Source organism: Fretibacter rubidus (assembly GCF_041429785.1).
GTDB lineage: Bacteria > Pseudomonadota > Alphaproteobacteria > Caulobacterales > Maricaulaceae > Fretibacter > Fretibacter rubidus.
Map to the genome: position 1 here is coordinate 1,424,105 of NZ_CP163423.1, position 14,445 is coordinate 1,438,549.

Here is a 14,445-nt window from a genome sequence, read left to right on the forward strand (position 1 = left end):
CGCTTTGTTGACTTTGCGTCTCGTCAATCGCTGACCTTCCATTCATCACAAAGCGTGCGTTTAAATAGCGCACCATCTTTAAACCAATGCCATGTTCGGGATCGTTGCTGTCCCGTAGAGCCCATGGCGATAATCTCAAAAAAATTGGCGCCAGGGTCATCTTTGCGGTCCAAATTTAGCAAAATCAGCCCGTCTTTAGTTTCCCAAGCAGATCCAGAGAAGGTCTCCAAATCCCACCAAAGCCGCCCGTCCCGATATGTGCCGGGGAGGGTTGCACGGTATTCCCGACCATCATCCCATGTGAAATGATTGTGTTGAACATAGACGTAGTCACCTGATGAGGGAAACTCACACCGTACGTTCACCGCGTGTTTATCTAATATCTCTGCGTCCCGATTTATATGGGTGTAAACGCCTTCCCAGGTGCCTGCGTGTGCACGCATGGCGGGCATATGAGCATGAAAATCATCAAATTGTGTCATATTTGCATCATGATTTTCGACGCAGAGTTTCGTTTGTTTCAAATCAAAGTCTGATTTTTTTTCCAAGACAGATTTAGATTATCAACAAAACAGTTCTATCAAGAGAACGCGAGGGACCACAAACGCGCAACGGGAGGCCCACATGCACACAACACGTAAAAGACTAATTTCAACTTCATCACTTCTATCCATTATTGGTGTCGGCGCTTTGCTGGCAATGCCAACAGTCGCGCAAGCGCAAATCGACGAAATCGTTACGACGGCGCAACGTCGGACCGATACGGTTCAAAATGTACCCGTTGCCGTGACAGTGATTTCCGCAGAAGACTTAGAGACAAAGCAAATTAGCGGTACTCTTGATTTGCAGAAAACTGTCCCCAATCTAAATTTGGCAACAAATACAGGCACGGCGAACGCGGCGCGCATCTTTTTACGCGGTATTGGCGAGGACGAAAGCCGAGGTGCTGTAGAGCCAGCTATTGGTACATATGTTGACGGAGTTTATTACGGACGTCTTGTTGGATCATTGTTTGATCTGGTTGATCTTGAGCAAATTGAAGTTCTACGGGGTCCGCAAGGCACGCTTTATGGTCGAAACAGTAATGGTGGTGCGATTAAAATCACAACCGTAAAGCCGCAAGACGAGACATCCTTTAGCGGTAAAATCACTGTCGGTAATTATGAAAGGCTCGACATCAAAGGAACAGCAAACCTTGCCGTTACCGATAATACGGCTGTGCGTATTTCAGGTCTGATGAAGTCGCGTGACGGGTTTTTTGATATTAATCCGTCAGGTGCTGCGGCAAACGAAGCGTTAGAGGGCGTCGGTAAGGTCGATACTTTGGCGTTGAGGGGTATGCTTAGTCATGATTTTGGTAATGGATGGGATGTCCTTTTGACGGGTGATATGACCAATGATGATTCTGATCCTATCCCGGCGTCCATCGTTGATAGTCTTGATCGGGACGGCAATATTTTCACGGTAGAGCCTGCCCCCGGCGCAAATTGCGCAACAGGCACAACAGCGCCAGCCGGTCCGTTCCAGTTCACCCGACCCGTTGGTTGCTTTAATGGTCACAGTAACGAGACACGGTCACGCGGTCTAGCTGCAACGATTAATGGCGACCTTGGTGGATATGCATTGCAGACCATTACGTCCTACCGCACACTTAATGACGATTTAAGTTCACATATTGGTTTCCCGTTTGCACAAGAAACTGATCAGGACCAATTCAGCCAAGAGATCACGCTTAGCTCTAATTTGGAGGGGCCATTTAACTATGTCGTTGGGGCCTTCTATTTTAAAGAAGACCTACAACTTGATACGGCTTTTGTGTTCCCATTCACTTTGACGTCTGAATCAGAGAGCATTGCCTTCTTTGGTCAGGGTGAATACGCCGTAACAGACCGCGCAACAGTGACCGCTGGTGTGCGTTATACAGATGAAAGCCGTGACTTCTTTGGTCAAAATCTATCATCGGGCCTTAGCAATACAGCCGACCAAAGCTTTGACAACCTAAGCTACACGGCCAAGCTTGATTATGATGTGACAGATGACATCATGGTCTACGGGTCTTATTCGACAGGGTTTAAGGGTGCAGGCTTCTCGCCAGATTGTTTCGGTCCCACCGGTTGTTTCTTACCCGTTCAAGAGGAAGAGGTGAAAACGATTGAACTGGGTTTCCGGTCGCAATTTATGGGCGATACGCTGCGGTTCAATGGTACATATTTTAACAATCAATATGATAATTTGCAGATTGCTGCGACCGTTCCGGGACTTGGCTTCACACGCTTTAACGTGGACGAAACTGAAATTCAGGGTTTTGAGTTTGATATGTTGTGGCAGCCTGTTGAGAATTTCGAGATTGCCGCCAATCTTGGGCTTCTTGACGGGGAATATCAGCAGCTAACCCTCGATCAAGCGACGGCGCTTACTAATAGTGGCGTTCCTTGCGTTGGCGGCGTTCCGACCGTTGAATGTGCTTTGGGACTGGGCCTTAAAAACGCCCCTGATTACAAAGCGAATGTAGCCGCGACATATACTCTGCCGCTCACCTCTGGTGACCTCTCATTCTCTGGCGACGTTAGTTTTGAAGATGATAGCTTTAACCTTGTTGCTAACTCGCCAGCCAGTGCGTTGTCTGAAATTCCGACTTTGGTCAATGCACGCATCGCTTATCGTCCAGATGATAGCTATTGGAATATCGCCCTTTGGGCCAAAAACTTGACGGATGAGGAATATTTCCGGGCTGGTACAGCCACTGGCAATGCCGTTTATGCGGCTGAACCCGCCACTTACGGCGTTGATATCGGCTTTAATTTCTAAGCGGTTTAAATCATTTGATTTAGGGCAGTCGCATTTTGTGCGGCTGCCCTTATATTATATAGATATGAACCAAACTTTGTTTGATAAATTATGGGACGCGCACCGCGTAAAGTCCTTAGACGGTGATGAAGACCTAATCGCCATTGATCGTGTGTTCCTGCACGAGCGCACAGGCAGTGTCGCGCTTATGTCTCTGCTAGAAGCTGGGCGCACTCCGCGACATCCAGAGCATGTTTTTTGTACAATGGATCATATTGTTTCCACAGACGCTGGTCGCGGCGCGGATAGCTCTCGCACGCCTGATGGCGGCGTGTTTATTACGGCCACGCGCGAAGCGGCGAAGCAGGCCGGCATAAACCTGATCGACGTGTTAGACGCTGAACAAGGTATTGTTCACGTTATCTCACCAGAGCTTGGCATCGTGCAACCCGGACTAGCGCTTGTTTGTCCTGATAGCCATACATGCAGCCAAGGCGCACTTGGCGCGCTCGCCTGGGGTATTGGCTCAACCGACGCGGAACACGCGATAGTGACAGGGTGTTTGCGCGTGAAAAAGCCGCCTCAAATGAGAATTCAGATTGACGGGAAATTAAGCGCGGGCGTCACAGCCAAAGATTTGGCTCTTCACATCATCAAGACCTTCGGGGCTGCAGGAGCTAGACGCTGCGCCGTCGAATATTGCGGTGAAGCTGTGAATGCGCTCTCTGTTGAAGAGCGCTTAACCCTTTGCAATATGGCGGTTGAGTTCGCGGCATTTACAGCCATCATTGCGTCCGATGATAAGACCGCAGACTACCTGAAGGGCAAGCGCTTTTCCCCCTCTGAGGCGCATTGGGGCGCGGCAACGGATTATTGGAAAAATTTGCAGAGTGACGCGGATGCTAATTATGATTTTGTGCATCATATTGATGCCACCGCCGTGCGCCCTACTGTAACGTGGGGGACAAGCCCTGCTCAAGCAGCGGCGATGACCGACGCTGTTCCAATTTTGGATGATGATAACGAAAAAGCGCTCAATTACATGGGGTTATCAGGTGGCGAGCGTATCAGCGCGCTGAAGATTGACGGAGCCTTTATTGGGTCGTGCACCAATGCGCGACTATCTGATTTACGCGCGGCGGCCACTGTTTTGAAGGGGCAGAAAGTCGCGGACGGTGTTACAGCGATTTGCGTGCCTGGATCCATGTCAGTACGGCGCGCGGCCGAGGCGGAAGGCATCGACAGGATTTTTAAAGATGCAGGCTTTGTGTGGGGGGCTGCCGGGTGTGCCTTTTGTTTTTATGCAGGAGGAGACACATTTGCGCGAGGGTCACGGGTCATATCCTCCACCAACCGCAACTTTGAAGGTCGGCAAGGCCCAGATGTGCGCACACATTTGGCAAGCCCTGCCGTTGTCGCAGCGTCAGCTGTGATGGGCACCATTTGTGCCCCAGAGGATGTGTCATGAACGCGCCGTTTTTAAAATATACGGGTATCGCTGCGCCACTGATGGTGGATAACATTGACACGGATCAGATCATCCCATCTCGCGAAATGAAATCGGTCAGCAAAACAGGGTTGAGCGGGGGTTTGTTTGCAGGGCAGCGATATGTGTCAGGACGAACCGTTAATCCTGACTTCGTTTTGAACAAAGCTGAATTTAAAGACGCGACTATATTACTGTCGGGGAAAAACTTTGGCTGCGGTAGCTCACGCGAACATGCGGTTTGGGCGCTGAAAGAATATGGTTTTCGCGCCATCATTGCCGAGAGCTTTGGCGAGATATTTTATAATAATTGCGTGCGCAACGGAATTTTACCCATTCAGCTTTCTAATGACCAAATTACAAAGCTAGGCCGTGACGTGACCATTGATTTGTCGTCGCAGACAGTTGGCAATTTTCATTTCGATATTCCAGAGGGCGATAAAGCGATGCTCATTGGTGGGCTCGACCCAATTGCTATGACGTTGAGCCATAAGGCTGATATTGACCAACACTTTGCGCGCGACAGCCAACAGCGTCCTTGGCTCTATTAAATAACGCCTTTGGCTTTCAAGGCCGCAAGATCTAGCCCTAAGTCAGACAAAAGTTCATCTGTATGCTCGCCCGCTTTGGGTGGGTCCAAAGACAAAGCTAAGCGCTCACCATTGAGCGATATGGGCAGGGCGGGGAGTTTGCACCGTCCGCCGTCTTCCATTTCCATATCCAGTAGCCCGCCGCCCGCATTCAGGTGCGGGTCGTCAAACATATCTTCTGGTCGACCAATCGGCGCAAAGGGCAGGCCAAGCATTTCTATTTTAGCCATGAGTTCGGCCTTAGTGAGGGATTTGAACTTGTCGATTATCTGCGGCAGGAATTTGTCTTTATGAATAACACGGTCACGATTTTCAGCCAACGTCGGGTCGTCCAGTAAGTTTTGTAAATCAAACGCTTCGCAGAGTGTCTTCCACTGACTATCGCTCACTACTCCAACAAAAACCTGTTCATCATCTTTGGTCTCAAATAATTGATATATGGCCCAGCTTGATACGCGCGCGGGCATGGGCGCGGCGGCTGTGCCTGTGACGGCTTTTTGTGCCATATGCTGCCCAACAAGGAAGACTGTGGTCTCGAATAAGGCAGCGCTAACATGACTGCCTTCTCCTGTGACGTGGCGTTGATTAAGCGCTGCCAAAATACCCATCGCGCCGAACATACCACCAGTGACGTCGATGACTGATGCGCCAGCGCGCAATGGTTGCCCTGGGGGGCCTGTCATATAGGCCAGACCACCCATCATCTGCGTGACTTCGTCGAGCGCCGTGCGGTGAGAATAAGGGCCGTCAAGAAACCCTTTCTCAGAGCAATATATGAGTCGTGGGTTTAGGGCTTTTAACGCCTCATACCCAAAGCCAAGCTTGGCCAGCGCGCCGGGACGAAAGTTTTCAATAAAAACATCAGCGTCTTTAATCAAATCAAGCACCGCTTGTTTGCCCTCTGGGTATTTCAGATTAATGCAGAGCGATTTTTTATTGCGGTTGTACATCGGGAAATATCCAGCCCCCGCCCCACGGAGCCTGCGGGTTTTATCGCCGCCCAATGGCTCGACCTTAATGACTTCCGCTCCCATATCGGCCAGCATCAACCCCGCGCACGGCCCCATGACCATATGGGAAAACTCTATGACTTTTATACCGTTAAGAGGGGTTTGCATTTTGGCTCACAAATTGTTGGTTAATCTCGCCCGCAGTTAGAGTGTTGACCTCTGGATTGTCTTTGACATGGGCCAAAAGCGCCCTCAAAGCCCATATTCGAAACGGTTGTCCGATGACATATGGGGTTAGTGTCAGGCCCAGCATTTGTCCGCCAAAACGGGTATGTTCTGACACGAGCAACTCTATGGCATCTTGGATTTGTTTCAGCCAGCTTTCTTCTGTTTGGCGACGCGTATGAAGCAGGGTGAAATCGGACAGCTCATAGCTATTGGGGATAAGGGTCACATCGGTCGTTATTGCGACAGGCAGTTGGTCCATTTCCCAATCCAGACAATAATCCAATCCCGCGCCACGCAGCAATCCCAATGTGCGCGAGCTTTGATTGCGGGCAGGCGATAGCCAGCCTTTGGGCGCGCTATGAAAACAAGACAGCGTTTCTGTTATGAGAGCTTTTTCTTCACTCGCTGATAGGCCTTCGTGGTGGATATGGTCTGTCGATAGGCCGTGGGCAATAATCTCGTGTCCTGCGTTTTTTATAGCGTCTATCAAAGGGGGATAACGTCTTGCGACCTCGCCGTTCACCGCAAAACTGGCTTTTACATCGGCGTTTTCCAGCGCTTCTAAAATACGAAACACGCCCACGCGGTTGCCGTAATCGCGCACCGTAAAATGCCGTAAATCAGGGTAGGGCGTGACCATGGCACCCGGATGTTTAAACGGCACCCCGCTGGGGTTTAATGGAAAAAACTCTAGCGGAATGATGAGAGAAACCGCGACTTTCGTGCCGTCTTTCCATTGTATATTTTTGCGCTCTGTTGATAGACGCCACTTATAAAATTCATGGTCTTGGCCATAGCCGCGCTTTGGATAGGTGAGGTAGGACTTATCCATGGCTAAACCCCGTCCCGCCCGTCGCTACGCCGCGCGCCTTAATATCATCAAGGGAGCTATCCCAATAATTATCGATAAAGTGCTTTGCAATCTCGCGTCCTGTTGCGAACCACACATCGTCGCGATGCGCGGTGATATGGGCGAGGGCTTGCTCGAACATCTTTATGCGGTTGGGTTGACTAACCAAATAGGCATGAAGGGGGATGCACATGACTGTGCCGCTACGTTCGCCTTCTAGTAATAATTGATCAAAATGACGTTTCAAAATATCGGCATAACGGTCCGGGTCCATACCCATGACGGAGTAAGTAATCACGTCATTAACCTCGAGAGAGTAAGGCATAGACACAAGCTTGCCCGTTTTCGTCTTAAGGGGCTGCGGTTGATCGTCTTGGAACAGGTCGCAACTATACCAAAAATCGTTTTCCGCAATCAGATCAAGCGTCGCTTCTGTATGGGTCAGGGCAGGGGCAAGATAACCGCGAATACGCTGCCCCGTGGCAGCCTCGACACTGCGAATGCTGTCATCAAGTACCGCTTGCTCTTGGTCGGGCGATAGGCCGTAGCTATAGCGCGTGTTATAAATACCGTGGCTAAAAAACTCCCAATCGCGCCGCGCGCAATCCTCAACGATCTCTGGATGATGATCACACAGCGCAACGTTTAAGCTGACTGAGCCACGAAGCTTGTGGCGGTCGAGGAGCTCCATAAGACGCAAATGCCCGACGCGGTTACCAAAGTCCCGCTGGCTATATTGCTGCACATTTGGAACGGCATTTGGCCAAGGGCTACGCTGCGGATTACCTGGCGGCATAAATTCATAAAACTCGATATTGGGCGCAATCCAAAACGCAAGTTTCTTCCCCCCAGGCCACGTAATCTTAGGACGGTTCGCATAGGGCCAATAGTCGTAGAGGTTGGGATCAGCCTTCATAACCCTCTATCCATTCATAGACTTCGGCCACATCAACCACGTCGGCGTATTTGATGAGTAGGTCGGTGAGGTTGGCAAAGTGATAGCTTTCGTGCTTATCCGCAGTCGTTTCTATGGGGACAATTGTGCGGTAGCCGTATGACAGGGCGTCGACAGCGGTCGCGCGCACGCATCCACTTGTGCTGCCGCCTGTGATGACGACCGTGTCGATTTTGTGGAATGTCAGAAAACTGTTGAGCGGCGTCTCAAAAAATGCACTTGGCATGCGTTTGGTGTAAACGGCGTCGACATCGCGGTGAATATCTAGGCGGTCATCAAATTCTGCTCGCTCGCTACCAAATTTGATATTTTGCAAGCTATCGGGGGTGTTGGTGCGTGTGCCCCACACGCCGCAATCGGCTGCGTTTTCCATATAGGCGACATGTGTCCAAATAACGGGCAAATTCTTGTCTCTCAATGCCTTGGACAAATTATTGATATGTGTCATCTGTTCTGGATCAGTAATATATCCTGTTTTGAACAGGTCTGGACGTGTGTAGGCTTTTTGCGGGTCAACGTTGACAATTGCCATGCGCGAGCCGTAGCCAAATCGTTTGCGGGCTGGATTGGCGCGGATTTCATCGAAAATTTCGCGTGCAGTTTTGTCTGATAAGACCATTGTAGATTCTGTGCTCATGGCTATGTCTATCCCTAATCACGGCAGTGTTTGGCTTGATACACCTCAACTCGAGCTTAAGATTTAAGCGGGATAAGACGCACATGAAAGACAAAATTTTAATCTCCGAAGTTGGGCCACGTGACGGTTTGCAAAATTGCAAAGGCGTGATGCCGACGGACATAAAAAAACGCTGGATTAAAGGTCTGTATGACGCGGGGCTCAGAGAGATAGAAGTCGGGTCATTCGTGCCGCCAAAGCTGTTCCCGCAGTTGGCGGATACAGCGGAAATTGTCACTTACGCAAAGACGCTGCCTGGTCTACGCGTATTGGCGCTTGTGCCAAATTTGCGAGGCGCTCAGGCGGCAATCGCGGCGGGGGTAACATCCATGGGGTTTCCATTATCTGTATCAGAGACCCATTCGGTTAAGAACCTCCGTCAAACCCATGATCAGGCGGTTGAAAATGTCGCGGCGATCGCAGCGCTCATAGCCGAGCAGCCCAAGGGTGAGCGGCCAGAGTTTGAAGGCGCGCTATCCACGGCCTTTGGATGCTCCATTGAGGGGGTGATTGCTGAGGATGTCGTGCTGCGTCTGGCGGAACGTCTAGTCGCGGCCGGTGTGGATGAGCTTGGTCTGTCTGATACGGTGGGCTACGCCAATCCCGCACAGGTGAAACGCCTTATCCGCAAAACGCGCGACGTCGCGGGCGCGGATAAAGTCAAATCTGTGCATTTACACAACACTTACGGACTGGGTATTGCCAACGCCTTCGCGGCTTATGAAGAGGGCATTAGCGTCATCGATAGCTCGCAAGGCGGGCTAGGGGGCTGCCCTGCATCCCCCGGTGCATCAGGCAATATCGTGACCGAAGATTTGGTTTATATGTTTGAGGCTATGGGTGTCGATACTGGGATTGATTTGGAAGCCCTGATTGATTGCCGCAAATATCTCGCACAGGGATTGCCTGGTGAGCCGATTTACGGATTTACGCCCAATGCAGGCTTGCCGAAAAGCTATACCGCTTAACCACAAACCTCATAGCTCAGCAGCTCAACATCGGTCGACAAATAACCGTCTTTTACAGGTTCGACTTTGGTCAGATCAGTTGAGAGATATTTTTTATTGTCATCGCAAAATATCGTCACGACCGTTTTATCCGCACCCATTGCGGTCTGCACCTTAAGTGCCGCAATCAAATTAGCCCCTGATGATATCCCCACAGCAAGACCAAGCCTGGCGGATAACATTTGCGCCATAATAATACCGTCCCCGTCATTGACACAAACCACATCATCCAACGTATTCAGGCATACGATGTCCGGGATAAATTCATCGGACACGCCTTGGATACGGTGCTTGCCGACTTTGTGACCTGTGGTCAGGGTTGGGCTCTCTGCGGGCTCCATGGGGTGGATTTTCGTATTGGGGCAGAGTGCACGAAGCGCTTTACCAACGCCCATCACTGTGCCGCCTGTACCGACCCCAGCCACAAATGCGTTAGGGCAGGCACCTAGCTGCGCTGCGATTTCTGGCCCTGTCGTGCCGCAATGGGCTTTGCAATTATCTTCATTAGAAAACTGACGAGGCAAAAAAACGTCATTGCGTTCACGTGCGAGGTCTTCGGCCATCTTGATAGAGCCTAGAAACCCGCCCTCCGCGTGCGATACAAGGCGCACATCTGCACCATAGCTTTTCATGAGCGAAATGCGTTCAACAGACATCCAATCGGGCATATAAATCCGCACGGGATGGCCAAGGGCCCGACCCAACGCACAAAAGGCAATGCCCGCGTTGCCGCTCGTGGCCTCAACAATCAAATCACCTGCTCGGAGCGCACCAGTCTGGTAAGCACAACGCAGAACTTCAAGCGCCATACGGTCTTTGATAGACCCCGATAAGTTGAAATATTCCAATTTGGCGTGAATGGTGCGCAACTCTCCCTGATATTTCAGTTTAACAGCAATCAAAGGTGTTTTGCCAATTAAACGCTCAATAGCTTTGAACATAGGGGGTAGCGGTATTGGTGATACGGCCGTCGTTTTTTTCGTACTAGTGCTTACAAAGTCCAGCATGATAATCCCTATTTTTCTTGTCATGTTACAATGTGGGCTATCAAAAATCTTCGCAGTGAGATGTCGTAATTGCTGGTAAATAAGAAATATTTTTGTTATATTTGCCTAATGATAGAAAAATTACACATTAATGACGTTCAAATACTAGAAATTCTACAAGCTGATGCCACCCGCTCACTCGAATCGATCTCGGATGAAATTGGGGTTTCGCTGAATACCTGTTGGCGGCGCGTGCAAAAACTGGAGGAAGCGGGTATCCTCGAAGGGCGCGTGGCGCTCGTTAATAATGATAAGGTTGGGCTGCCGCTTACCGTATTTGTCTCTATACGGACGGATGATCATTCCAAAGTATGGGCGGATAATTTTGCTAAAACCGTCCAAAGCATGCCAGAAATTGTCGAATTCTACCGCCTCGCGGGTGATGTTGATTATATCCTAAAAATGATGGTGCGAAGCGTGTCCGATTACGACCGGGTTTATCAGCGCCTGATTGCCAAGGTAAAAATATCCGATGTATCTGCGAGTTTCGCTATGGAAAAGATGAAGTTTACAACTGTTTTGCCGTTGCGCTAGCGCTATCCCAGCGCCTTTTTTACCGCATTGAAAGTGCCAACTGGATCCGTGTCCATAAAGCCAGAGCCCCATTCAGGGTGGTCAACGACCTCTCCGTTTTGCAAAAGGGGCCCAACGCGCGGCGTATAGTCAAATAGCATATCCGCAGGGTTAAGCACTGTGATTCGGTGCGGTAAGGCACTGACCCGGTCTTCAAAAACGGCGTTATAGGCAAAGGCGGCCTCATGGCCCCATTCATAGGCTTCGCCCGCCCGCATGTTTTCTGCCATGGAAGCCGCTAGCATTTCTAGGCTTACATTGGGACCGCGGTATTTCAAGGCTTGCGCCCACATATGGGAGAACCGTGTTCCGTCGTCATCAAGCGGGATGGGCTTGAACATCGATTTAAACCCTTCGCGTTCTTCAACGCTCAGCACTAAAGCGGATACCATAACAATGCCGCCGACATCACCGGGGCGTTGAAACGCCATTTCTGTTGCGACCTTCGCGCCAGTATGGTGCCCGACAAGATCAACAGTCCCTAAATCAATCGCGTCTACGGCTGACCAAATCTCACGCGCATAGCCTTCTATGCCAATAGGCGCGTCGGGTACATCGGACTCGCCGTGACCGGGGCTGTCTATGGCCACGACCAAACGGTCTTGGCTGGCGACCTCCATGAAACGTATAAACTCGCGGGAGGATTTCGGGCTTTGGTGCAGGCATAAGAGCGTATTATGGTCGCTCGCCTTACCCGCGATACGGTAATGCATCTGCCCGTAATCTGAGTCTACAAAAGCCCGACGGATGTGGTTCTTTGTTCCTAGGCTCATTCGCTGACGCCTTGCAGCCTACGAATATCGGCCAAGTCCTTGGGTGGCTCACGCCATAGCGGCGCGTCACTTTCAACATAATCCCGCAAGGTTTTGGGAACATTGTTGTAATCCGCGATGCGCCATGTCGTCATATGCATCGCGCCTTGGGTCACGAGCGTGCCATTCTCATCTGTGAACTGCGCCCATTTCGGTAACGGGCCATAACGCATAAACGTAATCATGCCGGGCTGACTATCATCCTGTGGAATGACAAAATCATAATTTTCAAAGGTTTGGTAGCGTTGGCTCTGGCCTGGAATTTCAAAATCCAAAAACAACGGCGCCGTATAAAGCCCTAAATTACCGATTTGTCGGACCGTAATATCAGTACCCGGGCCGATAGAACGAACGTTGGGGGCTGTGCCTTGTTCAACCATCGTTTGAAGATAAGGCTCATCTTTGTCTGTTTTGTATTCATAGGTGATGAATTGATACGGATAGGCAATTGGCTCCACAGGCTCACCGTTGACTTCACGAATGACTTCATTCGTCTCTATATCGCGGTAAAAATAAACTTTGCGCGAATATTGATTGGTCATGGTCGGGCTTATGCGTTCCGCGCGACCCGCGTCATAGCCTTCAAAATTATAAAGGAGCTTGCCGCCTGGAAAGGCCCGCAAGGTGCCAACAGAATACCAATAAACGGGATCACCTGTGCCAGCGCGAGAGCGCACCCAGGTCTTATAGCGCTCTGGCGTCCAGCCTGTTGCAGAGTCAGAGGCGGGGTTAGGGAAGTCAGCTTTAATATTTGGTGATTGCGAATCAGAGCTATCAGAAGAATGCGCAGAACAGGCTGCCATATTAAGGGCTGTAACTGCGACGCCAGTGGCCAGCAAAACTCGTGTGATCACCTTATTCAGCCCCCAATTCATGTCCAATATCTTCTGAACTTGGCTCATTAACGTTATCCAAGGCTTCAATTTCTTGCTGATAAATCCTGAGCACACGCGCGAGATATTCTTGGGTCCATGAACCGCGTGCCTCTGCAATTGGTTTTGGGGGATTATACGCTTCTATATCAGATTGGGACAGCGTTCCTTTTTCTTCCAAAATACGTTCAACCGTATCTAGGCGCTCCCGCATTACGGCCACTTCTTGTGCGAGGGCCATGGTGACAGCCAGCACACGCTCGACATCAGGGTCTTTTAGAAAGTAGGGACGCTTGCCCTTGGGTTTGGCACCTGCCAATTTAAGAGGGTCGATGGCTTCGGTCATTATTGCGCCGCCTCTTTCACCGCATCTGATTTCTGCCCGCCGACGATATGCCATGCAGCTTTGCGGCCGTAATCTTCGACATCGTCATTGGCGTGCTCGGGGAACAGCGATGCATCGACGACGGCTGCAACGCCGCCGTGAACTAATTCATCGCGCGAGAAACCAGCGTCGACCATCCATTGGTCCAAATCCAGTTCGTGCATTTTTGTCCAAAATGGCTCATTATTGTAAAACGCGTCCCAATCACGGATGGCTTGCTCATATAGCGGCATATCAGCCGCATATTGTGGCTGCTCGACATGCATAACAAGGCCACCCGGTGCGAGCAGGCGGTGACTTTCTTTCATGATTTTTGGCATCGCTTTGACAGAGGTTTCATGCAAGAACATGGTGGATTGCACCCAGTCAAAATGACCGTCAGGAAAGCGTGACAAGTCCTCTGCATTGGCTTGAACAAAGGTAATATTCTCTACACCCAGCGATTTTGCGCGCGCTAGACCGTAACGCAGCACAGGCGCGCCAGTATCCACACAAACGACTTCTGCGTCAGGATAGGCTTGCGCTATTGGCACGACGTTTTGGCCAAGACCGCCGCCAATATCTAAAATTCTTTTAGGCGCAAAATCAGGGCGGTTCTTTTGCATCCATTGCACAACGGCTTGACCACCGCCGTCTGAAAATCTGCCTAGACCACCGCCTGTTGTCACGAAAATACCCACATCATAATTGGCGGCACCCGTCACGTCACCCGGGACTAACTCATCATGGTAACTGCCTGGCATACAGTGATGGTCAATCGATGACAGATATTTTGGAATGTCTAAATTAGCATCAAGAACAAGACGGGGGTCGTCTTTTGTCATTTCAGCCGCTTTACTATTAAGCTCATTTGCTTGGCGAAGTGTCACCCACCGCCCAGCTTGTTGCCGAAGTTCCATTGTGCCGCGACGAAGGGCGCTCCAATGCTGGAAGAGAGAGTCTTCAAGAAGAGCTTTACGCACTTGATTGCGGTGATTGGGGAACGGGTTTTTTGGTTCAACCCGTGTTTCATAAGCCGTTTTTACGCCAGGAAGGATTTCACTTGCAAGGTGGCGGTTTAAATGCGCCAAGAAATTAAAGCGTGATTTCTCATCATGGGTTGTTTTGGGCGACATACCGTGAAGGCCAACATTGCGGTAATCTGGCGGGCCGTCATAGCTACGCGGCATATTTTTATCGCTCATAATATCCTCCATAATTTTCTTTTGCTTATAATATTTAGTCAATT

15 protein-coding genes are annotated in these 14,445 nt (G+C 50.3%); 5 read left to right on the plus strand and 10 right to left on the minus strand.

The features are described 5' to 3' along the window. Positions 1–23: 23 nt before the first annotated feature. Complete coding sequence (locus tag AB6B37_RS06770; protein WP_371398132.1) at positions 24–482, minus strand: hypothetical protein; 459 nt, start codon at positions 480–482, stop codon at positions 24–26. Between the two features lie 142 nt (positions 483–624). On the opposite strand from AB6B37_RS06770, the gene AB6B37_RS06775 reads away from it, so the two are divergent. From AB6B37_RS06775 to leuD, 3 genes are all read left to right on the plus strand, one after another. After that, positions 625–2,808, plus strand: a complete 2,184-nt coding sequence (locus AB6B37_RS06775; RefSeq protein ID WP_371398133.1) for a TonB-dependent receptor — start codon at positions 625–627, stop codon at positions 2,806–2,808. Between the two features lie 64 nt (positions 2,809–2,872). After that, positions 2,873–4,255, plus strand: coding sequence for a 3-isopropylmalate dehydratase large subunit (locus AB6B37_RS06780; RefSeq protein ID WP_371398134.1), 1,383 nt, complete (start codon positions 2,873–2,875; stop codon positions 4,253–4,255). After that, positions 4,252–4,824, plus strand: a complete 573-nt coding sequence (leuD, locus tag AB6B37_RS06785; RefSeq protein ID WP_371398135.1) for a 3-isopropylmalate dehydratase small subunit — start codon at positions 4,252–4,254, stop codon at positions 4,822–4,824. Before AB6B37_RS06780 ends, leuD begins: the two co-directional genes overlap by 4 nt. On the opposite strand, the gene AB6B37_RS06790 is transcribed toward leuD, so the two are convergent. From AB6B37_RS06790 to AB6B37_RS06805, 4 genes are read right to left on the minus strand one after another with little or no spacing between them, the layout of a single operon-like run. Continuing rightward, a complete protein-coding gene (locus tag AB6B37_RS06790; protein WP_371398136.1) occupies positions 4,821–5,981 on the minus strand; it encodes a CaiB/BaiF CoA transferase family protein in 1,161 nt (386 codons plus the stop codon). The genes leuD and AB6B37_RS06790 overlap by 4 nt on opposite strands. After that, positions 5,965–6,873 carry a polysaccharide deacetylase family protein gene (locus tag AB6B37_RS06795; RefSeq protein ID WP_371398137.1) on the minus strand — a complete coding sequence of 303 codons (909 nt, stop codon included), beginning with the start codon at positions 6,871–6,873 and terminating at the stop codon, positions 5,965–5,967. Before AB6B37_RS06795 ends, AB6B37_RS06790 begins: the two co-directional genes overlap by 17 nt. Continuing rightward, positions 6,866–7,807 (minus strand): polysaccharide deacetylase family protein, encoded by a 942-nt coding sequence (locus AB6B37_RS06800; protein ID WP_371398138.1) that lies wholly within the window; start codon positions 7,805–7,807, stop codon positions 6,866–6,868. The genes AB6B37_RS06795 and AB6B37_RS06800 overlap by 8 nt, the downstream gene beginning before the upstream one ends. Further along, entirely contained in the window at positions 7,797–8,465 is a 669-nt protein-coding gene (locus AB6B37_RS06805; RefSeq protein WP_371398425.1) for an isochorismatase family protein, read from the minus strand. The genes AB6B37_RS06800 and AB6B37_RS06805 overlap by 11 nt, the downstream gene beginning before the upstream one ends. 101 nt (positions 8,466–8,566) lie before the next feature. Here AB6B37_RS06805 and AB6B37_RS06810 point away from each other — a divergent pair, with 101 nt between their 5' ends. After that, a complete protein-coding gene (locus AB6B37_RS06810) occupies positions 8,567–9,490 on the plus strand; it encodes a hydroxymethylglutaryl-CoA lyase (RefSeq protein ID WP_371398139.1) in 924 nt (307 codons plus the stop codon). Here AB6B37_RS06810 and AB6B37_RS06815 read toward each other — a convergent pair. Further along, positions 9,487–10,536 (minus strand): PLP-dependent cysteine synthase family protein, encoded by a 1,050-nt coding sequence (locus tag AB6B37_RS06815; RefSeq protein WP_371398140.1) that lies wholly within the window; start codon positions 10,534–10,536, stop codon positions 9,487–9,489. The two genes, AB6B37_RS06810 and AB6B37_RS06815, sit on opposite strands and share 4 nt — an antisense overlap. Before the next feature lie 108 nt (positions 10,537–10,644). On the opposite strand from AB6B37_RS06815, the gene AB6B37_RS06820 reads away from it, so the two are divergent. Then, positions 10,645–11,109, plus strand: coding sequence for an Lrp/AsnC family transcriptional regulator (locus AB6B37_RS06820; protein ID WP_371398141.1), 465 nt, complete (start codon positions 10,645–10,647; stop codon positions 11,107–11,109). Between the two features lie 2 nt (positions 11,110–11,111). Here the strand turns inward: AB6B37_RS06820 and AB6B37_RS06825 are convergent, their stop codons facing one another. From AB6B37_RS06825 to AB6B37_RS06840, 4 genes are read right to left on the minus strand one after another with little or no spacing between them, the layout of a single operon-like run. Further along, complete coding sequence (locus AB6B37_RS06825; RefSeq protein ID WP_371398142.1) at positions 11,112–11,921, minus strand: alpha/beta fold hydrolase; 810 nt, start codon at positions 11,919–11,921, stop codon at positions 11,112–11,114. After that, positions 11,918–12,862, minus strand: a complete 945-nt coding sequence (locus AB6B37_RS06830) for a hypothetical protein (protein WP_371398143.1) — start codon at positions 12,860–12,862, stop codon at positions 11,918–11,920. Before AB6B37_RS06830 ends, AB6B37_RS06825 begins: the two co-directional genes overlap by 4 nt. Then, positions 12,816–13,178, minus strand: coding sequence for a hypothetical protein (locus tag AB6B37_RS06835; RefSeq protein ID WP_371398144.1), 363 nt, complete (start codon positions 13,176–13,178; stop codon positions 12,816–12,818). Before AB6B37_RS06835 ends, AB6B37_RS06830 begins: the two co-directional genes overlap by 47 nt. Next, on the minus strand, positions 13,178–14,401 hold the full coding sequence (locus AB6B37_RS06840) for a methyltransferase domain-containing protein (RefSeq protein ID WP_371398145.1): 1,224 nt from the start codon (positions 14,399–14,401) through the stop codon (positions 13,178–13,180). Before AB6B37_RS06840 ends, AB6B37_RS06835 begins: the two co-directional genes overlap by 1 nt. Positions 14,402–14,445: the final 44 nt, after the last annotated feature.